Origin of the sequence: Allobosea spartocytisi (genome assembly GCF_014764685.1) — a bacterium.
Lineage (GTDB): Bacteria > Pseudomonadota > Alphaproteobacteria > Rhizobiales > Beijerinckiaceae > Allobosea > Allobosea spartocytisi.
The window spans coordinates 293,602-315,516 of record NZ_JACXWY010000006.1 but is presented as its reverse complement, the minus strand read 5'-3'; the positions used below and the strand labels follow the sequence as shown (position 1 = coordinate 315,516).

Annotated in this window: 20 protein-coding genes; 8 read left to right on the top strand and 12 right to left on the bottom strand. The window is 66.2% G+C overall.

The annotated features are described in order from the left end of the window. Window positions 1–157 precede the first annotated feature (157 nt). Window positions 158–1,210, top strand: coding sequence for a GGDEF domain-containing protein (locus IED13_RS12890; RefSeq protein ID WP_038365768.1), 1,053 nt, complete (start codon window positions 158–160; stop codon window positions 1,208–1,210). A 6-nt stretch (window positions 1,211–1,216) separates the two neighbouring features. Here the strand turns inward: IED13_RS12890 and IED13_RS12885 are convergent, their stop codons facing one another. Next, window positions 1,217–1,606 carry a HesB/IscA family protein gene (locus IED13_RS12885; protein WP_113252285.1) on the bottom strand — a complete coding sequence of 130 codons (390 nt, stop codon included), beginning with the start codon at window positions 1,604–1,606 and terminating at the stop codon, window positions 1,217–1,219. A 205-nt stretch (window positions 1,607–1,811) separates the two neighbouring features. On the opposite strand from IED13_RS12885, the gene IED13_RS12880 reads away from it, so the two are divergent. Beyond that, on the top strand, window positions 1,812–2,879 hold the full coding sequence (locus tag IED13_RS12880) for a malate/lactate/ureidoglycolate dehydrogenase (RefSeq protein WP_185747843.1): 1,068 nt from the start codon (window positions 1,812–1,814) through the stop codon (window positions 2,877–2,879). A gap of 7 nt (window positions 2,880–2,886) precedes the next feature. Beyond that, window positions 2,887–3,243 carry an MmcQ/YjbR family DNA-binding protein gene (locus IED13_RS12875; RefSeq protein WP_133564315.1) on the top strand — a complete coding sequence of 119 codons (357 nt, stop codon included), beginning with the start codon at window positions 2,887–2,889 and terminating at the stop codon, window positions 3,241–3,243. On the opposite strand, the gene IED13_RS12870 is transcribed toward IED13_RS12875, so the two are convergent. From IED13_RS12870 to IED13_RS12835, 8 genes are all read right to left on the bottom strand, one after another. Next, on the bottom strand, window positions 3,238–4,128 hold the full coding sequence (locus IED13_RS12870) for a PhzF family phenazine biosynthesis protein (RefSeq protein ID WP_191124387.1): 891 nt from the start codon (window positions 4,126–4,128) through the stop codon (window positions 3,238–3,240). The genes IED13_RS12875 and IED13_RS12870 overlap by 6 nt on opposite strands. 103 nt (window positions 4,129–4,231) lie before the next feature. Next, a complete protein-coding gene (locus IED13_RS12865; protein WP_370955734.1) occupies window positions 4,232–4,537 on the bottom strand; it encodes an SUF system Fe-S cluster assembly protein in 306 nt (101 codons plus the stop codon). Between the two features lie 110 nt (window positions 4,538–4,647). Continuing rightward, window positions 4,648–5,901, bottom strand: coding sequence for a cysteine desulfurase (locus tag IED13_RS12860; RefSeq protein ID WP_133564319.1), 1,254 nt, complete (start codon window positions 5,899–5,901; stop codon window positions 4,648–4,650). A gap of 4 nt (window positions 5,902–5,905) precedes the next feature. Beyond that, the gene (locus tag IED13_RS12855) at window positions 5,906–6,112 is read right to left on the bottom strand and encodes a tautomerase family protein (protein ID WP_038365758.1); all 207 of its coding nucleotides are present in this window, start codon (window positions 6,110–6,112) and stop codon (window positions 5,906–5,908) included. Then, a complete protein-coding gene (gene sufD, locus IED13_RS12850; protein WP_191124386.1) occupies window positions 6,112–7,461 on the bottom strand; it encodes a Fe-S cluster assembly protein SufD in 1,350 nt (449 codons plus the stop codon). Before sufD ends, IED13_RS12855 begins: the two co-directional genes overlap by 1 nt. Continuing rightward, entirely contained in the window at window positions 7,461–8,213 is a 753-nt protein-coding gene (sufC, locus tag IED13_RS12845; protein WP_038365755.1) for a Fe-S cluster assembly ATPase SufC, read from the bottom strand. Before sufC ends, sufD begins: the two co-directional genes overlap by 1 nt. A 110-nt stretch (window positions 8,214–8,323) precedes the next feature. Next, on the bottom strand, window positions 8,324–9,796 hold the full coding sequence (sufB, locus tag IED13_RS12840; protein ID WP_038365754.1) for a Fe-S cluster assembly protein SufB: 1,473 nt from the start codon (window positions 9,794–9,796) through the stop codon (window positions 8,324–8,326). 62 nt (window positions 9,797–9,858) lie between these two features. Next, complete coding sequence (locus IED13_RS12835) at window positions 9,859–11,061, bottom strand: cysteine desulfurase family protein (protein WP_191124385.1); 1,203 nt, start codon at window positions 11,059–11,061, stop codon at window positions 9,859–9,861. 311 nt (window positions 11,062–11,372) lie between these two features. Here IED13_RS12835 and IED13_RS12830 point away from each other — a divergent pair, with 311 nt between their 5' ends. Then, on the top strand, window positions 11,373–12,044 hold the full coding sequence (locus IED13_RS12830; protein ID WP_038365751.1) for an alpha/beta hydrolase: 672 nt from the start codon (window positions 11,373–11,375) through the stop codon (window positions 12,042–12,044). 9 nt (window positions 12,045–12,053) lie between these two features. Here IED13_RS12830 and gcvA read toward each other — a convergent pair whose 3' ends face one another. Then, window positions 12,054–13,010 (bottom strand): transcriptional regulator GcvA, encoded by a 957-nt coding sequence (gene gcvA, locus IED13_RS12825; protein ID WP_191124384.1) that lies wholly within the window; start codon window positions 13,008–13,010, stop codon window positions 12,054–12,056. 121 nt (window positions 13,011–13,131) lie between these two features. Between gcvA and IED13_RS12820 the strand changes: the two genes are divergently transcribed. Continuing rightward, a complete protein-coding gene (locus IED13_RS12820; RefSeq protein ID WP_038365749.1) occupies window positions 13,132–13,359 on the top strand; it encodes a DUF1127 domain-containing protein in 228 nt (75 codons plus the stop codon). A gap of 95 nt (window positions 13,360–13,454) precedes the next feature. Beyond that, window positions 13,455–14,708, top strand: coding sequence for a tyrosine--tRNA ligase (gene tyrS / locus IED13_RS12815; protein WP_142021000.1), 1,254 nt, complete (start codon window positions 13,455–13,457; stop codon window positions 14,706–14,708). Between the two features lie 181 nt (window positions 14,709–14,889). Here the strand turns inward: tyrS and IED13_RS12810 are convergent, their stop codons facing one another. Beyond that, entirely contained in the window at window positions 14,890–18,345 is a 3,456-nt protein-coding gene (locus IED13_RS12810) for a YhdP family protein (RefSeq protein WP_191124383.1), read from the bottom strand. 288 nt (window positions 18,346–18,633) lie between these two features. Between IED13_RS12810 and IED13_RS12805 the strand changes: the two genes are divergently transcribed. Beyond that, entirely contained in the window at window positions 18,634–19,098 is a 465-nt protein-coding gene (locus IED13_RS12805) for a peroxiredoxin (RefSeq protein WP_038365745.1), read from the top strand. Window positions 19,099–19,185: 87 nt separating this feature from the next. Continuing rightward, the gene (locus IED13_RS12800; RefSeq protein WP_142021002.1) at window positions 19,186–20,496 is read left to right on the top strand and encodes a M23 family metallopeptidase; all 1,311 of its coding nucleotides are present in this window, start codon (window positions 19,186–19,188) and stop codon (window positions 20,494–20,496) included. 162 nt (window positions 20,497–20,658) lie between these two features. Here the strand turns inward: IED13_RS12800 and prfB are convergent. Beyond that, window positions 20,659–21,787, bottom strand: a protein-coding gene (prfB, locus tag IED13_RS12795) for a peptide chain release factor 2 (protein WP_112762279.1) whose coding sequence is annotated in 2 segments (ribosomal slippage) — window positions 20,659–21,717 and window positions 21,719–21,787 — 1,128 coding nt in all. Because the reading frame shifts where the segments join, the coding sequence is not laid out codon by codon here. Window positions 21,788–21,915: the final 128 nt, after the last annotated feature.

Here is a 21,915-nt window from a genome sequence, read left to right as displayed (position 1 = left end):
CGGCCTTTACTTGATATCTCCGTCGTCGCGGTGCGAAAGTCTCGCGATGGACGGGCGCATGCCGCCGTATATGCGGACAGGATGTCCCGCTTCGATTGAATGATCGAAGTCGACGTGGCCGAAAGCCGCGACCCGCTTCGCACGGGAATGGCATGATATGGACGAAGCCCCGGTTTCCGCCCATCACGACCTGGCCGAGCGCGTCGTCGCCGCCATGCGGCAGCATGATTCACCGAGCTATCCGCGCGCCTTCGAGGTCTGGTATGCCCATCTGAGCGGCGAGATGCCCGCGGTCAGCCTGGCACTGAACGCCATCCTCGCCGGCAGCGACGGCAAGGTCACGGCCGCCGATATCGACAGCCTCTATGAGCGCTTCATCAATACCGAGCGCTTCTCGCGGCAGGCGGAGCGCACCAGCCTGCAGGTGCTGGGCGAGATCGACAGCATGATGGCGCTGATCGACAAGGCGCTCGGCTCCAGCGAGCTCTATCACGGTAGGCTGGCGGCGATGTCGGAAGATGTCCCACCGATGACTGACCGGCAGAAGCTGCGCGAATGGGTCGAGGCGCTGGTCATGTCGACCCGCGAGGAAGTGACGCGCAAGACCCAGCTCGAAGCGGAGCTGCGCAACAGCTCTAACGAGATCCGCAACCTGCGCGAGGCGCTGGAATCGACGCGCGCCGAAGCCCTGACGGATCCGTTGACCGGCCTCGCCAACCGCCGCCATTTCGAGGAGATGCTGCAGAAGTCGATCGACCAGGCCACGCTTCGGCGCGAGCCCTTCGCGCTGGTGATGGCCGATATCGACTTCTTCAAGCGCTTCAACGACGCCCATGGACACCTGACGGGCGATCAGGTGCTGCGCCTCGTCGCACGCACGATGAAGGACAAGTTCAAGGACAAGGCGGTCATCAGCCGCTTCGGCGGCGAGGAGTTCGCGATCATCCTGCCGGAGGCCGACCTGATCGCCGGAAAGTTCGGCGCCGAGACGGTGCGCCAGGCCCTGCTCACCCGCGAGCTGATCAAGCGCTCGACCAACGAGAACCTTGGCCGCATCACGATCTCGCTCGGCGTCGCCATGTATCGCCGCGGCGACACCGCCGGCTCCCTCGTCGACCGGGCCGATCAGGCGATGATGCGGGCCAAGCGCGACGGCCGCAACCGCACCGTCACCGAGGAAGCTGTGGAACTCGCGAGCCGCGTCGCCTGACGCCGCTCAGGACGCCGCGAGCGCGCTCTCGCCACGCGGCTTGATCTCGACCGATTCGCCGCAACCGCAGGCCGAGACCTGGTTGGGATTGTTGAAGACGAAGGTCGAGGAAAAGCGATCGGTCCTGAAGTCGAGCTCTGTGCCGAGCAGGAACAACACCGCCTTGGCATCGACGATCACGGTCGCGTCCTTCTCGGAAACGACCTCGTCACCCTTATTGATCTCGCGGGCGATCTCGAAGGTGTACTCCATGCCGGCGCAGCCGCCCTTCTTCACGCCGACCCTGAGGCCGAGCGCCGGCGCGGCATCGCCCGCGCTCTGCGCCATGATCTCGCGGATGCGGGCAGCGGCTGCATCGGTCAGGGAGATGACCTTCAGCCCGGGTATCGAAAACATTGTTGTCCCTCCTCGACCGGGTTCAAGGCCCGGTGAAGCAAGATGATGAACCTAACATAGGGATTGCAGGCGCTTCCGTCGAGGTGCGGCGCGACACAACTGGCGCGCCATGCGTTCATGCGCCGGCATCCTCGCGCGCGATGCATTGCGGTTCGCCCTCCGGCATGCACTCTGGAGCGCCTTCGATCCCAGCGTCAGGGAAGCCATGCCTCAACGCCTGCACCGCCCCGAAGCCCTCCGCTCCCTCGTCCGCGACATGGTCACCAGGGCCGGCTGGAGCGCGCAGGAGGCCGAGGAGACCGCCGACCACCTCGTCCTCGCCAATCTGAGCGGCCATGACAGCCACGGCGTCGGGATGATACCGCTGTATTTCCAGTCCCTTGCCGACGGAAACCTCAAACCCGAATCGAAGGGCGAGATCCGCCTCGACGCGGCGCCCTTCCTGATCGTCGACGGCAACATCGCCATCGGCCAACCCACCGCGCGCAACGCCGTCGACCGCGCCGTCGAGATGGCCAGGACCGGTGGCGTCGCCATCGTCAACCTGCTCGATTCGCACCATATCGGCCGCATCGGCCACTATGCCGAGGTTGCGGCGGCGGCCGGGCTGATCTCCTTCTTCTGGGTCAATGTCGCCGGCCGGCCGCCGATCGTCGCACCCTTCGCTGCCAAGGAAGCACGCTTCGGCACGAACCCGCATGCGATCGGCATTCCCGTCCCCGGCGGCGATCCGCTGATCCTCGATTTCGCGACGAGCCGCATGGCGCATGGCAAGGCCCGCGTCGCGCTCAACAAGGGCGAGCAGGTGCCGCCCGGCTACATCATCGACGGCGAGGGCCGCCCCACGACCGACCCTTCCCATGTCTTCGCCAGCCCGGACCGGCCGCTCGGCGCGCTGCTGCCCTTCGGCGACCATAAGGGCGCCGGCCTTTCGCTGATCGCCGAATTGCTCTCGGCGGGGCTGATGGGTGCGGCGCGCATCGACCAGAAGCCGCAAAAGAGCTGGACCATCAATTCGCTCTTCGGCGTGCTGATCGACCCTGCCCGGCTCGAGCCCGATGCCGGGCTGCGCAAGAGCCGCATCGACAGCTACCTCGCCTTCGTGCGCGCCGCCAAGCCGCAGGATCCGGCCAACCCCGTCCTGGCGCCGGGCGACAAGGAGCGGAAGGTCCGGATCGAGCGCGCCGCCGCCGGCATCCCGCTCGACGACGAGACCTGGTCGCAGATCAAGGCCGCCGCCGCCCGCTACGGCATCGACGCCGACAGCTATTGAGCCCCTCATGCTGCAAGTGGCCTACAACGCCTTCTGCGCCGCCCTGCCGGCGACCAGCCATGTCGTCCAATGGGGCGGCGCGGATGTCTGGAAGGTCGGCGGTAAGGTCTTCGCCATCGCGCGGCCGCAGGAGGACGGCGAGATGGCGGTGAGCTTCAAATGCTCGCCGCTGGCTTTCGACATTCTGAGGGAGCAGCCGGGCCTGAGGCCCGCGCCCTACCTCGCCTCGCGTGGCATGAAATGGATCCAGTGGCTGTCGCCCGAGAGCATGCCGGACGACGCCTTGCAGGATTATCTGCGCGAAAGCCACCGCCTCGCCGCCGCAGGGCTGACGAAGCGGGTGCGCGCCGAACTGGGCCTATAGGAGCGCTTCGCCCCGGAACATCTGCGCGCAGGAGCCGCCGACGGTGGCGCGGATGCCGTCCTCGCCGCGGCGCGCGGTCAGGTGCAGAAGGCTGGGCCGGCCCATCTCGACGCCCTGCGTCAGCGTGAAGCTCGCATCGTCCTGGCTACCGAGGGAGAGAAGCAGGGCGGCAACCGTGGCGCTGGCGCTGCCGGTCGCCGGATCCTCCCATGTGCCGCTGATCGGCGCGAACATCCGGGCGCGGATATCGCTGGCGCCATCCCGCGCATAGAGGAACAGCGAGAAGCGGCCCTCCAGGCCTGGCGTGCTGTCCCGGACGGCCCGGAACCGGCTGAGGTCCGGCGTGGCGCGCGAAAGCGCCTCCAGCGTCACCTCCGCGAGAACGAAGAAGACGCCGACCGAGGCCCGCACCGGCCGGTGGTTCGTCACGACGATATCTGAAGGCGAAAGACCGGCGCAGGCGGCGATCGCGTCGGCCGGCAATTCGATGCTCTTCGTCAGGGCCTGCGGGGCGGCAATCGTCGCGCCGGTGACGGTGCCTGCGGCATCGCGCGCGACCTTCACCTCGACCAGCCCGGCAATTTCCTCGAAGCGCAGCACGCCGCCACGGTCGCGACCGTGGCGTGCGAGCACGAAGGCCGTTCCGACATTGGGGTGGCCGGCGAACGGCATTTCATGCGCGCGCGTGAAGATCCGGACCCTGGCATCGTGGGCCGGATCGTCCGGCGGCAGGACGAAGGTCGTCTCGCTATAGTTCATCTCGGCCGCAAGCGACTGCATCTGCGCGTCCGAGAGCCCGCGCGCATCGGTGAAGACGGCGAGTTGGTTGCCGCCGAAGGGGCGGTCGGTGAAGACGTCGACGGTCTCGTAGGGAAAGCTGGGCATGGCAAGCTCCGGGAGCGGATGACGCGCCTATTCCTGCCAGCGGAGCGGGCTCAGCACCAATGAAGCCATGAGATGCGATCCATCAACGCGACCGGTGTCGCGCTCACCACATGTCGAGCGCGACGCGGGCCTCGTCGGACATGCGCGACTGATCCCAGGGCGGATCGAAGGTCATGTTGACCGTGACACCCGCGATGCCGTTGACGGTGCTGACCGCATTCTCGACCCAGCCCGGCATCTCTCCCGCGACCGGGCAACCCGGCGCGGTCAGCGTCATATCGATGGTGACCTGCCGGTCATCGGCGATGTCGACACGGTAGATCAGGCCGAGTTCGTAGATGTCGGCTGGGATCTCGGGATCGTAGACCGTCTTCAGCGCCGCGACGATATCGTCCGTCAGCCGGTCGATCTCCTCAGGCGGAAGCGACGCGGCGGAGCCGACCTGCGGCTCGTTCGGCTTGAAGCCGTCTTCCTTCAGCGCGATGGGTTCGGACGTGGCCAAGGCTCGTATCCTCGATATCATGCGAACAGGTTTTCGGCCTTCCGCAGGGCTTCCACCAGCTTGTCGACCTCTTCCAGCGTATTGTAGAGGCCGAAGGAGGCGCGGCAGGTCGATGTCACCCCATATCGTGCCAAAAGCGGCATCGCGCAATGGGTACCCGCGCGAACTGCGACACCGGCGCGGTCGATCACAGTCGCGACGTCATGGGCATGGGCCCCCTTCATCTCGAAGGCGACGATCGCACCCTTCTCCCGTGCCTTGCCGAAGATGCGGATCGAATTCATCTCGCCGAGACGTTCCATCGCATAGGCGCCGAGCTTCGCCTCATGGGCGGCGATGTTCTCGCGGCCGAGCGCCATCATGTAGTCCAGCGCGACGCCCAGCCCCACAGCCTCGACGATCGCCGGCGTGCCGGCCTCGAAACGGTGCGGCGGGTCGTTATAGGTCACGGTGTCTTCCGTGACGGTCACGATCATCTCGCCGCCGCCTTCATAGGGCGGCAGCTTGTCGAGCCATTCCTTGCGGCCCCAGAGCACGCCGGAACCGGTCGGTCCATAGGTCTTGTGGCCGGTGAAAGCATAGAAGTCGCAGCCCAGCGCCTGCACGTCGACCGGCAGATGCACCGCGCCCTGGCTGCCGTCGACGACGAGCGGAATGCCATGCGCGCGGCAGATCTTCGCCACCTCGGCGATCGGCACGATGGTGCCGGTCGCGTTCGACATATGCGTCAGCGCCACGACCTTGGTACGCGGAGTGATCAGCTTCTCGAATTCCTCGATGAGGAAATTGCCGTCCTCGTCGATCGGTGCCCATTTCAGCACGGCGCCATGCCGCTCGCGCCAGTAATGCCAGGGCACGATGTTGGAGTGGTGCTCGAGGATCGAGACGATGATCTCGTCGCCCTCGCCGAGGTTCAGGTGGCGCCCGAGCGAGGACGCGACGGTGTTGAGCGCGCCGGTCGAGGAGCGCGTGAAGACGATCTCCTCGAGATGTTTGGCGTTGAGGAAGCGCCGCGCGCTTTCGCGCGCCGCCTCATAGGCTTCGGTCGAGGCATTGGCGAGGTAATGCAGCCCGCGATGGACGTTGGAATAGTCCTCGCGCATCAGCTTCGACATCGTATCGATCACCACGTTCGGCTTCTGGGCCGAGGCGGCATTGTCGAGATAGACGAGCGGCTTGCCATAAACCTCGCGCGACAGGATCGGGAAATCCCGCCGGATCGTCGCGACGTCATAGGGCTTCAGTACGGGCTGGCCGGTCACCGCGTTCATATGCTCACGCCTTTCCGGTACCGGGCTGCCGGTCGGCGACGAGCGCGCCGGCATGCCCCCAATCCTCCCGCTCGATCTCCTGGATCACGATATGAGTGTTCTGCGGGTTCTTGCCGAGCACCTTCACCAGGGTCTCGGTGAACTCCTTGACGATCTGCGCCTTCTGTTCGCGCGTCGCGCCCTTCGTGATCTGGAGATTGATGTAGGGCATCAGACGGTGCTCACCTCGGAGGCGGCCTCGCGGGCCTGGAGCCAGGACTCGACCTCGTGCATGACGAGCTCGCGCACATTCTCGTCGCCGATGAACTCGGCCGCCTCTCCGGCGAAGGCCTGCAGCACCAGCGCCTCCGCCTGGGGCCGCGGCAGGCCGCGCGCCATCAGATAGAAGAGCTGGTCGCCATCGATCTGCGCGACGGTCGCGCCATGGCCGCAGACCACGTCGTCGGCGAAGATCTCGAGCTCCGGCTTGTTGAACATCGCCGCGCCGTCATTCAGCAGCAGCGCGTTGCTCTTCATGCTGCCATCGGTCTTCTGCGCATGCGGGCGTACGACGACCTTGCCCTGGAAGACGCCGGTCGACTCGCCGCCAGCGATCGTCTTGAACAATTCGCGGCTGGTGCCGTGCGGCACCTCATGGTCGACGATCAGCGTGACGTCGGAATGCTCCGAGCCGCGCAGCAGATTGACGCCGCGCAGGCCGATTTCGCTGTGCTCGCCGGCAAAGCGGACGAAATGCTGCTGGCGCAGCGTGCCGGCCCTGGCGACGAAGGCGAAGGAGTCGAACTTGGCCTGGGCGCCGACGGTCGCGAGCAGGCTCTGCACCTGCACGCTCGCCGCCGCCTGCCGCGTCACGATGCGGACATGCTGGATCTCGCTCTCGTCGCCGGTCTCGAAGACGATGGCGCCGTTGATCTGCTGGGCCGCCTCGCCGGCCGCCTCGCTGACTTCGACGATGGTCGCCCGGCTGCCCTGCGCCGCCAGCACGACCGAACGGTGGAACACCGCCCGCTCCTCATGGCCGGAAGCGAGGGAGACGATGACGATCGGCTGCTCCAGATTCCGGCCCTCGGCGATCTCGACGAAGACGCCGTCGCGCATCAATGCGGTGTTGAGCATCAGCCCGGTATCGTCGGCGCCGACCGAGGGGCCGGACAGCACGCGGGACAGGCCCTCGCGCTGAGAGACCAGTGCCTCGGACAGCGACTGCACCGAAACGCCTTCCGGAATGTCGTCGAGCGTCGAGAGGTCGGGCGCGAAGACGCCGTCGACCAGGACGAGGCGCAGGCCGTCGAGCTTCAGCGCGGCCAGGCGAGCCTTGACCGCCTCGGTGACGGCGGCGCCGTCGGCGAGCGGACGGGCCTCGCGCAACAGCGCGCGCAGGTCGGTATAGCGCCAGGATTCGAGCCGGCGATGCGGCAGGCCCTTGGCCTCGAAGCCGGTGAAGGCGTCCTCGCGCAACTTGCGCACGGCCGGGCCGCCCGGCAGCTCGGCCTTGCTGTCAGCGAACTGCTGGATCAGCGTCTGCTCGGCCGCCGTCTTCAGCGGGGTGACGATGGCCATCAGGCGGCCTCCCCATAGGACGCGTAACCCGACTTCTCGAGCTCGAGCGCCAGCTCCTTGCCGCCGGTCTTCACGATCTTGCCCTTCGACATGACGTGGACGGTGTCCGGCACGATATGGTCGAGCAGGCGCTGATAGTGGGTGATGACGAGGAAGCCGCGATTCTTGTCGCGGAGCGCATTGACGCCCTCGGCGACGATGCGCAGCGCGTCGATGTCGAGGCCGGAATCGGTCTCGTCGAGGATGCACATGGACGGCGAAAGCAGCGCCATCTGAAGGATTTCCATGCGCTTCTTCTCACCGCCGGAGAAGCCGACATTGAGCGGACGGCGCAGCATGTCCTTGGCGATGCCGAGCTTGTCAGCGGCGGCGTTGACCTGCTTGATGAAGTCCGGCGTCAGAAGCTCGTCCTGCCCGCGCGCCTTGCGCTGCGCGTTCATCGCGGCCTTCAGGAAGGTCATGGTGGCGACGCCGGGAATCTCCAGCGGGTACTGGAAGGCCAGGAAGATGCCAGCCGCAGCGCGCTGGTCGGCTTCCATCTCCAGCACATTCTCGCCATTGAGCAGGATTTCGCCGTCGAGGACCTCATAGTCCTCCTTGCCGGCGATGACATAGGACAAGGTCGACTTGCCGGAGCCGTTCGGCCCCATGATCGCGGCGACCTCGCCATCGTTCACGGTGAGGTTGAGGCCATTGAGGATCTGCTTGTCCTCGTCGGCGATCTTGACGACCAGATTGCGAATTTCGAGCATTGTTCAGAGTTCCATCTTGCAGGAGATGGTCGGGTCGGGCCCGACCATGACGCGCTTGGTCTCGGCGTCATGCCCGGGCTTGCCCCGGGCATCTCGGAAACGATCGGGCGTCAGCCCACGGAGCCTTCAAGGGAAATGGTGATCAGCTTCTGCGCCTCGACGGCGAATTCCATCGGGAGCTGCTGCAGCACCTCCTTGACGAAGCCGTTGACGATCAGCGCCACCGCCTCCTCCTCGGAGAGGCCGCGCTGCTGGCAGTAGAAGAGCTGGTCCTCGCCAATCTTCGAGGTCGTCGCCTCATGCTCGAAGATCGCGGTCGCGGTCTTGGCCTCGATATAGGGGATGGTGTGCGCGCCGCACTGGTCGCCGATCAGCAGCGAGTCGCAGTTGGTGAAGTTGCGCGCGCCCGTCGCCTTGCGATGGGCCGACACCATGCCGCGATAGGTCGAGTCGGACTTGCCGGCCGCGATGCCCTTGGCGATGATCTTCGAGGTCGTGTTCTTGCCGAGATGCAGCATCTTGGTGCCGCTATCGACCTGCTGCGCTCCGTTCGACACGGCGATCGAGTAGAACTCGCCGCGCGAACCGTCGCCGCGCAGGATGCAGGACGGGTATTTCCAGGTGATCGCCGATCCCGTTTCGACCTGCGTCCACGAGATCTTCGAGTTCTTGCCGCGGCAATCGCCGCGCTTGGTCACGAAGTTGTAGATGCCGCCCTTGCCCTCGGCATCGCCCGGATACCAGTTCTGCACGGTCGAGTACTTGATCTCGGCATCGTCGAGCGCAATCAGCTCGACCACCGCCGCGTGGAGCTGGTTCTCGTCGCGCTTGGGTGCCGTGCAGCCTTCGAGATAGCTGACATAAGCGCCCTCGTCGGCGATGATCAGCGTGCGCTCGAACTGGCCGGTGTTCTGCTCGTTGATGCGGAAATAGGTCGACAGCTCCATCGGGCAGCGCACGCCCTTCGGCACATAGACGAAGGAGCCGTCGGTGAAGACCGCGCTGTTCAGCGTGGCGAAATAATTGTCCGTCACCGGCACCACGGTGGCGAGATACTTCTTCACCAGCTCGGGGTGTTCCTGGATCGCTTCCGAGATCGAGCAGAAGATCACGCCAGCCTGCGCCAGCTCCTTCTTAAAGGTCGTGACCACCGAAACGGAATCGAACACCGCATCGACCGCGACGCGGTTCTCCGGCGCGACGCCGGCGAGAATCTCCTGCTCGCGCAGCGGGATGCCGAGCTTCTTGTAGGTCTCCAGGATCGCCGGATCGACCTCGTCGAGGGACTTCGGCGAAGCGCCCTTCTTCGGCGCCGCATAATAATAGAGGTCCTGGTAGTCGATCGGCGGATAGTTCACGCGCGACCAGGTCGGCTCGGTCATGGTCTTCCAGCGACGGAAGGCGTCGAGCCGCCATTCGAGCATCCATTCGGGCTCGTTCTTGCGCGCAGAGATGTAGCGCACGGTGTCTTCGGTCAGGCCCTTGGCCGGCTTGTCGACCTCGAGCTCCGTGACGAAGCCGTATTTGTATTCGGTCACGTCGATCGACTTGACCTGATCGATGGTCTCCTGGACCGCTGCCATTTCTCAGTCTCCAGTGCGGGTTCAAGGCCCGCCGGTTCAATTTCTTCGTGTTGCGGAGCGCGTCAGGCGGCAGCCCGGGCGCCCCGATCGGCTTGCGCAGCCACGAGCTCTTCGTAGGCCGCGAGGAAAAGATCGATGTCCGCCTCGCAGGTGGTCCATCCGAGCGAGGCCCGCAAGGCCCCTGCGCTCATGGCAGGGTCGATTTTCATCGCATCGAGCACATGCGAACGCTTGACCTTCCCCGAGGAGCAGGCCGAGCCGGAGGACAGCGCCGCGCCCATCAGGTCGAGCTTGATCAGAAGCGTCTCGGCCTTCAGGCCGGGCGTCGCGAAGGCGCTGGTATTGGGCAGGCGTTCCACCGGGCGGCCGAAGATCGCGGTCTCCGGCGCAAGCGCCAGCAAGCCGGCTTCGAGCCTGTCGCGCAACACGGCAAGCCGGGCCGCCTCCTCGCCCAGAGCCTTGCGCGCGGTCTCAGCTGCAGCGCCGAAGCCAATGATTCCCGGCAAGTTTTCAGTTCCAGCCCGCCAGCCGCGCTCCTGACCACCGCCAAGCATCGGCTTGTCCGCGAGTTCGAGCGCGCCGGTGCGGAAGACGATAGCACCGATCCCCTTCGGCCCACCGATCTTATGGGCCGACAGCGTCAGCGCATCGGCACCGAGCGCCACGATATCGACCGGTATCTTGCCGGCAGCCTGCACGGCATCGCTGTGCAAAAGCCCGCCATGACGGTGAACGATGACAGCGGCCTCGGCGACCGGCTGGATCACACCGGTCTCGTTATTGGCGAGATGGATCGAGACCAGCGCCCGCGCGCCAGGCATCTCGGCGGCGAAGCGCGCGAGCCGCGCCTCCAGCCAGACGAGATCGACGAGCCCGTCGCCATCGACAGGGATTTCCTCGGCGGAACCGGCGGCGAAGCGATGTCCATCGCGCACGCAGGCATGTTCGCTCGCGCTGTGAAGCAGGAGCGACGCCGGGACTCGCACACAATCGCGGCCGCCATCGCAATCCATCAGTCCGGGCGAGAGCACGGTGACATTCGCCTCGGTGCCGCCGCTGGTGAAGACGATATTCGCGGCCTTCGCACCGACGAGCGCGGCGACCTGCTCGCGCGCCTGTTCCATCGCGCCGCGGGCCGCGCGCCCTTCACCATGAACGGAGGACGGGTTGCCGGGCAGGGTCAGCGCATGCGCAACCGCCTCCACCGCCTCCGGCCGCACCGGGGTCGTGGCATTGTGGTCGAGATAGGCGCGCCTTGCCGCCATCACCGTCCTGCCTGCTCCATCTTCGTCATCGCGGGCCGCGATCTCACGGGCTCGACACGAAATGCTTGAAATCGCACCTGTGCGCCGTGCTATAGCCGCCCGTCCGAACCGGCCAGAACGAGGTCGAACCGGTTTCCGAGAGCGGCATACCGTTTTGTTCTTCGTTCGTTCACGGCTGTTAGAACCATTCTAAGCGCTCTTTATCTAGGGCGCACGAGGTGGTGCCGTCAAGGGCGGCGGGCTTCAGGAGCGGCATTCGGCCGCCCCGGGCTCCGCCCCTGCCGGCATCGTCAACAAAAGGCGGTAAGACGATGCCAGAGGTGATTTTCAACGGTCCGGCAGGCCGGATCGAAGGGCGCTACCAGCCCGCCAAGAAGCGGGGCGCGCCGCTGGCGATCATCCTGCATCCGCACCCGCAATTCGGCGGGACGATGAACAACCAGATCGTCTACAACCTGTTCTACACCTTCGTGAACCGGGGGTTCTCGGCGCTGCGCTTCAATTTCCGTGGCGTCGGCCGCAGCCAGGGCCATTTCGACCACGGCGCCGGCGAGCTCTCGGATGCGGCTGCCGCGCTCGACTGGATGCAGGCGCTCAACCCCGAGGCCAAGAACTGCTGGATCGCGGGCGTTTCCTTCGGCGCCTGGATCGGCATGCAGTTGCTGATGCGCCGCCCCGAGATCGAGGGCTTTCTCTCGATCGCGGCGATGGCGAACCGCTACGATTTCTCCTTCCTGGCGCCCTGCCCGTCTTCCGGCCTGTTCGTCCATGGCTCGGAGGATCGCGTCGCCCCGGTCAAGGAGGTGATGGCGGTGATCGAGAAGGTGAAGACCCAGAAGGGCATCCAGATCGAGCATGCCGTGGTCGAGGGCGCGAACCACTTCTTCGACGGTCGCGTCGAGCAGCTCATGGAGCAGGTCGGCGTCTATCTCGACGGCAAGGTCGGGCCGGAGATCATCAAGTCGGAGCAGGAACAGGCCTGATCCGGACGATCAGGCAGCCGGGGCGGTCGCGCTCCGGCTTCCATCGAGTACGGGCAGATTCATGGAAGCTGCCCGGGCCTCCGCCAGAATCCAGTCGCGGAACAACCTGATCTTGCGCTCGCGCTGGCGCTCCGGCGGATAGACGATCCAGTAGGAGCGGTCCCCCCGCACTGCGTGTTCAATGGCGAAGACCAGCCGCCCGGCCGCGATGTCATAGGCGAAGAGTTCCGGTGCCGCCATCGCGACGCCATGCCCGCGCAGCGCCGCCTGGATGTTCATCGCCTGCATCGATAACGCCATCGTGGCCCGTCCGCCGGGCTTCGGCGCCACGATACCGACATCGGCGAACCAGTTTGCCCACCAATCATCCGTCGGGCTGAGCAGCGGGGCCCGCAGCAGGTCCTGCGGCTCGCGCAATTGCAGCCGCTCGCGCAGTTCCGGCGTGCAGAGCGGTGCGTAGTGGCAGGCGAAGAGCTTCTCCGCGACCAGCCCGGGCCATTCGCCCATCCCGAAGCGCAAGGCCAGGTCGACCGACTCCGTCGCGAAGTTGACGAGATGCTCCGAGGTCCCGACCCGCACCTCGAATTGCGGGTTCTCGATCTGGAACTGGGCGAGGCGCGGTGAAAGCCAGGTGATCGCCATCGTCTGCAACGCCGAGATCGTCAGGACCGTCTGGTTTTCCTCGCAGAGATCGCGAAACACCGTGCCGATATCGGCGAGCGCCTTCGCCACCGGCCCGGCGAGGCGTTGCCCGATCGCCGTCAGCACGACCTGGCGGGGCTGGCGCACGAACAGCGCGGCGCCCACTCGGTCCTCCAGCAAGCGGATCTGGTAGCTCACCGCCGCCTGCGTCATGCCGAGCTCCTCGGCCGCGCGGGTGAAGTTCTGGTGGCGCGCCGCAGCCTCGAAAACGCGGACCGCGGCGAGCGGAGGAAGCTTTGGTGGCGGCGGCGGATGCGCGGGCATGCCGAACCATAAGCCCTCTTTATGGCAGGTGACAATCTTCCGCTTTGTCGTCCCGCGCCATCCGGCTCAGATTCACCTCACACCGCCAGGCGCATCGCCTGCCGCCTCCGAGGATCGGATCATGACCTGCCTACCGCAAACGGCGCCGCTCGCCCCCCGGGCCGGCGCCTCCTTCCTGCTCGGCCTGTTGGCGTCCTGGCAGCGTCATGCGGCTGCCGCCCGCACGCAGCGCCGCCTCGCCATGCTGGACGACCGCGCGCTTTGCGACCTCGGGCTCTCGCGCGATGTCGTGGACCCGCCGCATCCCAGCGACGCTGCCGGATTATGGCTCAACCGCATTCCCGGATGAAGGCCGCCGGCGCCTTCGCCGCAAAAGCGGTTTCCACTTTGGCGGAACATGCTCTAGACGACGGCGGACCCACAAACGCCAGATCGCAAGCCGCCATGACCACCTACAAATCCGATTTCCTGCGCGTACTCGACGAGCGCGGCCTCATCCACCAGGTCTCCGACCCGGCCGGCCTCGATGCTCTGTGCCGGCAGGGAACCCAGACGGCCTATGTCGGCTATGACGCGACCGCGACCTCGATCCATATCGGGAACCTGATCTCGCTGACGATGCTCTACTGGTTCCAGGAGACCGGCCACCGCCCGATCACGCTGATGGGCGGCGGCACCTCCATGGTGGGCGACCCCTCCTTCCGCGACGACCAGCGCAAGCTGCTGACCGTCGAGGAGATCGCCACCAATATCGAGAGCATCAAGCGCGTCTTCGGCCGCATCCTGCGCTATGGCGACGGCCCGACCGACGCGATGATGGCCAACAACGCCGATTGGCTGCTGAAGCTGAACTATGTCGAATTCCTGCGCGATGTCGGCCGGCATTTCTCGGTCAACCGCATGCTGTCCTTCGATTCGGTGAAGCTCCGGCTGGACCGCGAGCAGTCGCTGTCCTTCCTCGAATTCAACTACATGATCATGCAGGGCTACGACTTCGTCGAGCTCAACCGCCGCTATGGCTGCCGGCTGCAGATGGGCGGGTCCGATCAGTGGGGCAACATCATCAACGGCGTCGATCTTTCGCACCGGATGGGCGGCCCGCAGCTCTACTGCGTGACGACGCCGCTGCTGACGACCTCGTCCGGCGCCAAGATGGGCAAGACCGCCAACGGCGCGGTCTGGCTCAATGCCGACGTCTTCAGCCCCTATGATTTCTGGCAGTATTTCCGCAACACCGAGGATGCCGATGTCGGCCGCTTCCTCAAGGTGTTCACGCGCCTGCCGATGGACGAGATCGCCCGGCTCGCTGCGCTCGGCGGGGCCGAGGTCAACGAGGCGAAGAAGATCCTCGCGACCGAGATCACGGCGATCGTCCACGGCCGCGAGGCCGCCGAAGCCGCTGCCGAGACGGCGCGCAAGACCTTCGAGGAAGGCGCCCTCGCGACCGACCTGCCGAGCGTCACGATCCCCCGCGGTGAGATCGAGCCGGGCCTTGGCGTGCTCAGCGCCTTCGTCAAGGCAGGGCTCGTGCCCTCGACCGGTGAGGCGCGTCGGCAGGTCAAGGCCGGCGGCTTGCGCGTCAACGATGTCGTCGTCACGGACGAGCGCGCCACGCTCGGCCTCGCCGACCTGACCTCGGATGGGGCGGTCAAGCTCTCCTTCGGCAAGAAGAAGCACGTCCTGCTGCGGCCGGAATAGGCACAGGCCCGATCCGGCAAAAACAGCTTCGGCAAGAACAGCAACCTCATCGGTCGCGCCGTCATTCCCGGGCTAAGTGAGGCGCAGTCCGGGAATGTCTCGCCGTGAGAGGCGCCGTTCCTCCACGAGACGCTCGGGGCAGGCCCGAGCGTGACGGCAAATCTCGCCTCGTCAGTATCGCTCAGGGCCGTGGCGGCGCCTGCCCCGGCTGGACCGGCCGCTGCTCGGGCGCCCCGCCGAGCGGATCGACGAAGCGGCGCAGGATGCCCGGCGCAAGCGCGGAGAGCGGGTTGATCGTCATGTTCGGCGCGCTGGCCGGGCCGGAAATGCGGAAATTCACCGCGAAGAGCCCGCCATACTGGCTGCCGCCGCCGAGCAGCGCCCCCACCACCGGCACCTGCGCGAAGGCGTTGTTGAAGGCATAGCCCGGCACGAAGGTGCCGCCGATGTCGACGCGGTCGCGGCCATAATCGACATGGCCCTGAAGGGTGAAGCCGACCTGCTGGCCCCAGATCACCATGTCCGAGACGTCGAGCCGACTGGCGGAGCGGGTGAACTCGGCGCGCAGCTTGGTGAAGGCGACTTCGCTGACGTCGATGCGGACGTCCGGTGGGTCGCCTCCGGTACGCTCGCCCGTGAAGGCGCTGCTCGACGAGGTGCCGACGACGCGTCGCAGCGCCGGCTCGTTGCGCACGAGGAAGTTGCGGAACAGCAGGTCGCCGCTCTGGTTCTCGCCTGTCCCCATGGTCAGGATGAGGTCGCCGCCATAGGCCTTGTTGTAGAGATCGAGGAAGCGCAGCAGCGAGCCGCCATTCTCCGTCTGCACGACGAGCTTGCCGCCCTCGCTCTGGCGCTGCCTGACAGTCACGTCGGCCTTGCCGATGCGCCCCTGGAAATTGACCATGCGCAGATCGCCGCCGCGTTTGGAGAATTTCAGCGTGCCGTTGGTGATCGCCTCGTTGTTGAAGCCGGTCAGGATCGGCACGTCGAGATCGACGTCGTAGTCGCCGCCCTTCTGCTGCGCCGAGCGATCGCCACGCGGCGCCTGGGCCGGGCTCTGAACGTCCTTGATGAAGGGCCGCAGATCGGCCACCGCGCCGCGGACAATGACTTTGGTGACGCCGCCGTCCCGCTTGATGTCGAGCTTGAGGTTGTCACCCGGCGAGAGACGGAACTGCGTCAGGCTCGCGCTCTCCAGCCCGTTCTGCTTGTTGAGCTCGACGCGCCCCCTGATCTGCGCACTGCCTGCATCGAACGAGAAATCGTCGAGATCGGGCCCGTCGGTATCGAGGATGTAGTTGAAGCTGACCTTGCCCGGCCGTCCGGCCGGCTTGCTCAGGCCCGGTATCGTTCCGTCGAGCCCGACCTTGGTCAGGTCGATCTCGACCCGCGGTGGCGTGTTCAGCTGGCCCTTGCTGAAGCTTTTCACCACCTTGACCGGCAGCGCGCCGGAAATACCGGAATCCGGTCCGATGCCTCGTCTTTGCCGTGCCGCCGCATCGAGGGAGAGCAGCAGTGTCGCATCGCCCTGCCCCTTCGCATTCTGCTTGATCTCGATTTGCGTCTTGTCGCCGCCGACCTTCGCGTCGCCACGCAGCGCCAGGCCGTTGCGATCGAAATTCATCGTGAAGGAGCCGGCGTCGAGCTTCTCGGTTCCCAGCATCGTGTCGGATGCGACATTGGACAGGATGCCGTTGCCGCTGATCGACACCTCCTCCGTCTTCAGGTCGTTCGCCAGCGGCAGGGTGAGCGCGACCTTGAGGTCGCTCGCGCCCTTGATCGCAGCGGGGTCGATCTGGCCCGGGGTGAAGTCCTTCAGCGCCGGAAAGCCCAGCAGAGCGGTCAGCGAATCCATCGAGCCGGCAATCCGAAACGCGATAGTCGCCGGAGCGCGATGTATCCAGTAGTCCGGCATCGCGAAGCTGGCGTCGCTCAGCCGCATGCTGCGGCCATTGCCGAGATCGGCCGTCGCCTGGCCGATCGCAAGTTGCACCGTGCGCCCCGTGACCTTGCCCGCAACCACCGCATCCGTAAGGGGCGGCAGGCCGGGGTCGGGCAGATATCGCACCTGATCGGCGTCGATGACGACGAGCAAGGCGCCGTCGGGCATGCCGCCGCCATGGATGAGCTTGGCGTGATCCTCCGCCGGCAGGTCGAGATCGACGGTCAACGACTTCATGTGTCCGGCCGCGAGTTGCCGCTCCAGCGTGTTGTGCACGTCCGGGGAGGTGAACTTCGGCCAGATCGCCAGAAGTGCCCGCGGATCGGAATCCATCGCCTTGACATGGAAGCGCTGCAGCGGGGAACTGCCGACGCGCTGGACGAAGGCGGTCATGTCGACCTTGGCCTTGGGACCGCGGATGCTGAGCTCATCCACTCCGACCGCACCGTTGGCGGGATCGATTTTGAGATTGGCCTTCAGGCCGTCCATCTGCACCGCCGGGTCGCCATCGAGCCCGGCGAGCTGTCCCTTGGCGTCGAGTTCGAGACGCCAGCCGCCATTATCCTCGCGCAGCGAACCGGAGGAGACGAAATGCGTCGCGCCGGCATCGATCTCGGCCCGCACGATGTTGAGCTGGGTCAGATCGGGGCCGCTGGCCACCTCCAAATGGGCCGAAGCGAGCTTGACGGTCGGCATCGGGCTCTCCGGGAAGCGGATCGAACCGGATTGGACGTCGATCTTGGCCGTGATCGACTGCTTGCCGTCGGGCGTCTGCCGCAGCGTCGCCTTGCCCTGAAGGGGGAGGCCCTCCAGCTCCATCCCGCCCGTCCCGAAGGCCAGCGCGACGGCCTCGGCCGGCTCGAAGCGCTGGATATCGATATCGGCGCGCTGGGTTCCGTCGGCTTCGGTGGTGAGATCGACCGCCATCTCCTTCCAGCGTTGCCCCGTGCGGCCCTTCATCGTCAGGCGCGTGCCGCGCTCGCCGATCCGCGACAGCCGGATCTCGACATCCTCGAAGCCGGCCTTCTGGCGCCCCTCGGGATCGACCAGCGAAAGACGGGCGCCGTTGATGCCGGCGGTCTCCAGTGCGCCGAGCAGCCCGTCGCCGCGTGCCAGCGTCGAGATCGCGCTCATGATGCCGGTGAAGGCATTCCACTGCGCGGCATCGGGAACCGTCGCGGGCGGCGGCGTCTCTACGGGAGCCGAATCGGCGTTCACGACGAGCGCGCCGTTTTTGTCGACGCCGAGCCGGACGTTGACGCCGCGCAAATCGATCGAGACCAGGCGGATATCGCCCTTGAGCAGCGCCATCGGCTCATAGCCGAGGATCGCCTCCGGCGCCCGGATGACGGCGCCGCTCGAGTGACGGAACGAGACTTGCCTGACCCTGAGCTGAGAATGCCCGTCGATGCGGCCGAGCTCGGCCGAGGCGGCCTCCACCTTCCAGTCGGGGCCCAGCCGCTCCTCGATCGCGGACGAGATTCGCCCTTCGAGACCGGAGAGCGGAATGATCCCGGTGACGAGCAGCGTCACGGCCGCGCCGGCCAGCACCACGGCAGCGACCACGATCGCGACACAGATCGTGATCAAGCCGGCCCTGGCGCGCTTCTTCACGACCTCCGCATCGCAGGCCGCGCCCTGCGGCGCCGGCTCGCCCTGCCCGGCAAGCGCAACCTTTGCTTCCTGCTCCGCCAAAATGCGCGTGGTCCTCTCGGGCGTCGGTGCCGCTTCCGACAAGGTGCAGCAAAAGCGCCCCTTGCCGCAATCTCGGGAGACGGCATGGATGTCGATGTGACCTGACGATGCGATTCGGCAACCCGTAACCGGCGGCTGCCTCGTCTTTCGCCAGATCGCGCCGCTCCCCGGCCAGTGAGGGACGGGTTTCGTCGGGCACACGAACCCGATCGGAGAACCGATCCTACTCAAATCTAGCGGCTGCGGCGGTCCATGCCCCCCGAAGGCGACAAAAGGAAGGCGGAAACGATGGTTTTGCAGGAAGGTGATGCGGCACCGGATTTCCGTCTGCCGCGCGATGGCGGTGGCGAGGTCACGCTGGCCGGCTTTCGGGGGCGCAAACTGGTGCTCTACGCCTACCCCAAGGACGACACGACCGGCTGCACGCGAGAGGCGATCGACTTCAACCGGCTCCGTCCTGATTTCGCCGCCTGCGGCACCGAGATCGTCGGCGTCTCGCCTGACCCGGCCACGCGGCACGATCGCTTCAAGCAGAAATACGAGCTCGACCTGACGCTCTTGGCCGATGAGGGCCAGGCTCTCGCCAACGCCTATGGCATCTGGGTCGAGAAGAGCATGTATGGCCGAAAGTTCATGGGCATCGAGCGGGCCACGTTCCTGATCGACGCCGACGGACGGATCGCGCGGATCTGGCGCAAGGTGAAGGTCGCCGGCCATGCCGAGGCGGTTCTGGCCGCGGCGCGAGCCTTGTAGAGCCTCGACATCGGCGCGGTCTTTGCGAAAGATTAACCCTAACAATCCCTAATGACGGTATCGGCAGCGTTTCCCCCGGTACCGCGTATGCATGCACAGCCTCACACAGCCCCGTCCCTCCCGGTCAGCGGGCTCGTCGTCCACAAGACCTACACCATCCGCCGTTCGACGATGCTCATGGGTTTGGGCTGGCTCGCGCTGATGACGGCGTGCAGCGGCACCGCCGGCTGGTACATCCTCAGCAAGGACGACCTCGCCGCCCGCATGATCGCCCGCGAGACGACGCGGCAATACGCCTATGAGGACCGCATCGCCGCCCTGCGTGCGGATGTCGACCGTTATGCCAGCCGCGCCTTACTCGACCAGGACGGTGTCGAGTCACGCGTCGACGAGCTGGCAACCCGCCAGGCCGAGCTCGAATCGCGGCAGTCGCTCGTGACGGCGATGACCGATGCATTGCAATCCAACGGCGTCCTGCCGGCCAACAGGCTTCCCCTGCGCCCACGCGTGGCCAAGCCCGAGGAAGCGATTCGGGCCTCGGGCGTGACGAGCTTCGCGCCGATCATGCCGAGCAAGCCGACCCCTGCCCCCGAGACGCCAGCGCTGCGCGGCGCCGAGGCCAACGCCCAGAATGGCTGGCAGTCGGGCGAGGTCGCCCCGCCCGAGCCCCCCGCCAAGCGGGTCGAGGCGAGCCTGGAGAAGCTCGACAAGGCCATGGCCCGAACCTCCGACGCGCAGCTCGACGCCCTCAAGGAGATGGACCAGAAGGTCGCGGAGGCGCAGAAGAAGCTGCGCAGCGCGCTCGCGGAAACCGGGCTCGACACCGACCGCATGGCTGCCCCGGCCATCGTCGATGGCGGCGTCGGCGGCCCGCTGGTACCGGTGAAGCTCGATCCCTCGGCCGGCCCCTTCGAGGCGACCCTGACCGCGCTGCAGCCGCGTCTGACCTCTCTCATCCGCCTGCGCGGCCTCGCCGAGCAGATGCCGCTCGGCCGGCCGATGACAGGCGATCACGACTTCACCTCGAATTTCGGCTACCGCACCGATCCCTTCACGCGCGGGCTGGCAATGCATACCGGCGTCGATTTCCGCGCCGCGCCGGGCTCCCCGATCCTCGCCACCGCGCCCGGAAAAGTCGTGGCGGCCGAATATAACGGCGGCTACGGCAACATGGTCGAGGTCGAGCACGCCAACGGGCTGAGCACGCGCTATGCCCATATGTCGGCGATCTCCGTCTCGGTCGGCCAGATGGTGAAGGCCGGCACGGTGGTCGGCAAGGTCGGCACGACCGGCCGCTCGACCGGCCCGCATCTGCATTACGAAACCCGCATCAACGAGGAGCCGGTCGATCCAACCCGCTTCCTCAATGCCGGCAGCAAGCTGGCGAACATTCTCTGATGCGCAGAGCCCCTTTGTCATTCCCGGGCATTGCGCAGCAATGAGTCCGGAGCCCATGAACACGGCGCAGCAAAAAGGGCGGCATGATTGCCGCCCTTTTTCAATTTCCGCGCTCATGGGCTCCGAACCGTGCCCTTGCGCGCCGGAATGGCGATGTCGGGCCTAGTCGATATCCTCGACCTCGACCTGGGTGCCGTAAACGCGCTGGGCCAACGACGCCTCCATGAACGCGTCCAGATCGCCGTCGAGCACGTCGGCAGGCGCTGTCGAGCTCACGCCGGTGCGCAGATCCTTCACGAGCTGATAGGGCTGCAGCACATAGGAGCGGATCTGATGGCCCCAGCCGATATCGGTCTTGGAGGCCTGCTCGGCATTGGCCTTTTCCTCGCGCTTCTTCAGCTCGACCTCGTAGAGGCGCGCGCGCAGCATGTCCCAGGCCTTGGCCCGGTTCTTGTGCTGCGAGCGCTCCTGCTGGCAGGACACCGCGATGCCGGTCGGGATATGCGTGATGCGCACCGCCGAATCCGTGGTGTTGATGTGCTGGCCGCCGGCGCCCTGGGCACGATAGGTGTCGATGCGGCAGTCCGATTCGTTGATGTCGATGACGATGCGGTCGTCGACGACGGGATAAACCCAGATCGATGCGAACGAGGTCTGCCGCCGGGCATTCGAATCGAAGGGCGAGATGCGCACGAGGCGGTGCACACCCGATTCGGTCTTCAGCCAGCCATAGGCGTTGTGGCCCTTGAACTGCAGCGTCGCCGATTTGATGCCGGCCGTGTCGCCGTCCTGGTATTCGAGCGTCTCGACCTTGAACTTTCGCCGCTCGCCCCAGCGCCGATACATGCGCAGCAGCATCTCGGCCCAGTCCTGGCTTTCGGTGCCGCCCGCGCCGGGATGGATTTCGACATAGGTATCGAGCATGTCGGCTTCGCCCGAGAGCAAGGTCTCGACCTGCAGCCGCGCCGCTTCGTCCTGAACGGCCTTGATCGCCTGCTCGCCCTCGGTGACGGTGGCGTCGTCGCCCTCCATCTCACCGAGTTCGATCAGCGTCAGAGCGTCGTCGAGCTCGCGCTCGAGCTTCCCGATGCCCTCGATCTGGGTCTCGAGCCCGGTGCGCTCGCGCATCAGCTTCTGCGCGGCTTCGGCATCGTTCCAGAAATCGGGCCCCTCCGAGAGGGCGTTGAGTTCCGCTAGGCGGCGCTGGGCTTCATCCCAGTCAAAGATGCCTCCTCAGCAGTCCGATCGACTGCTTGGCGTTATCGAGTTGCGTCTGGATTTCGGGGCGCATGATCGTCGTCAGATCTTCCGTTGTCGGTCTTGGATTCGTAGCGCTGAGATAGGGGCGAAAGACCGCGCTGTAAACGCCCGCCTCACATCTTGCCGGGCCCCGGGGCGTTCACCCTCACCGGCAAAGAC

Coding starts and splice junctions, on each gene's coding strand:
- IED13_RS12890 (WP_038365768.1), top strand. CDS start 158: ATGGACGAAGCCCCGGTTTCCGCCCATCACGACCTGGCCGAGCGCGTC.
- IED13_RS12805 (WP_038365745.1), top strand. CDS start 18,634: ATGGTTTTGCAGGAAGGTGATGCGGCACCGGATTTCCGTCTGCCGCGC.
- IED13_RS12870 (WP_191124387.1), bottom strand. CDS start 4,128: ATGCCCAGCTTTCCCTACGAGACCGTCGACGTCTTCACCGACCGCCCC.
- IED13_RS12800 (WP_142021002.1), top strand. CDS start 19,186: ATGCATGCACAGCCTCACACAGCCCCGTCCCTCCCGGTCAGCGGGCTC.
- IED13_RS12820 (WP_038365749.1), top strand. CDS start 13,132: ATGACCTGCCTACCGCAAACGGCGCCGCTCGCCCCCCGGGCCGGCGCC.
- IED13_RS12855 (WP_038365758.1), bottom strand. CDS start 6,112: ATGCCCTACATCAATCTCCAGATCACGAAGGGCGCGACGCGCGAACAG.
- sufD (WP_191124386.1), bottom strand. CDS start 7,461: ATGGCCATCGTCACCCCGCTGAAGACGGCGGCCGAGCAGACGCTGATC.
- sufC (WP_038365755.1), bottom strand. CDS start 8,213: ATGCTCGAAATTCGCAATCTGGTCGTCAAGATCGCCGACGAGGACAAG.
- IED13_RS12885 (WP_113252285.1), bottom strand. CDS start 1,606: ATGTTTTCGATACCCGGGCTGAAGGTCATCTCCCTGACCGATGCAGCC.
- IED13_RS12830 (WP_038365751.1), top strand. CDS start 11,373: ATGCCAGAGGTGATTTTCAACGGTCCGGCAGGCCGGATCGAAGGGCGC.
- IED13_RS12875 (WP_133564315.1), top strand. CDS start 2,887: ATGCTGCAAGTGGCCTACAACGCCTTCTGCGCCGCCCTGCCGGCGACC.
- IED13_RS12860 (WP_133564319.1), bottom strand. CDS start 5,901: ATGAACGCGGTGACCGGCCAGCCCGTACTGAAGCCCTATGACGTCGCG.
- gcvA (WP_191124384.1), bottom strand. CDS start 13,010: ATGCCCGCGCATCCGCCGCCGCCACCAAAGCTTCCTCCGCTCGCCGCG.
- sufB (WP_038365754.1), bottom strand. CDS start 9,796: ATGGCAGCGGTCCAGGAGACCATCGATCAGGTCAAGTCGATCGACGTG.
- IED13_RS12835 (WP_191124385.1), bottom strand. CDS start 11,061: ATGGCGGCAAGGCGCGCCTATCTCGACCACAATGCCACGACCCCGGTG.
- tyrS (WP_142021000.1), top strand. CDS start 13,455: ATGACCACCTACAAATCCGATTTCCTGCGCGTACTCGACGAGCGCGGC.
- IED13_RS12880 (WP_185747843.1), top strand. CDS start 1,812: ATGCCTCAACGCCTGCACCGCCCCGAAGCCCTCCGCTCCCTCGTCCGC.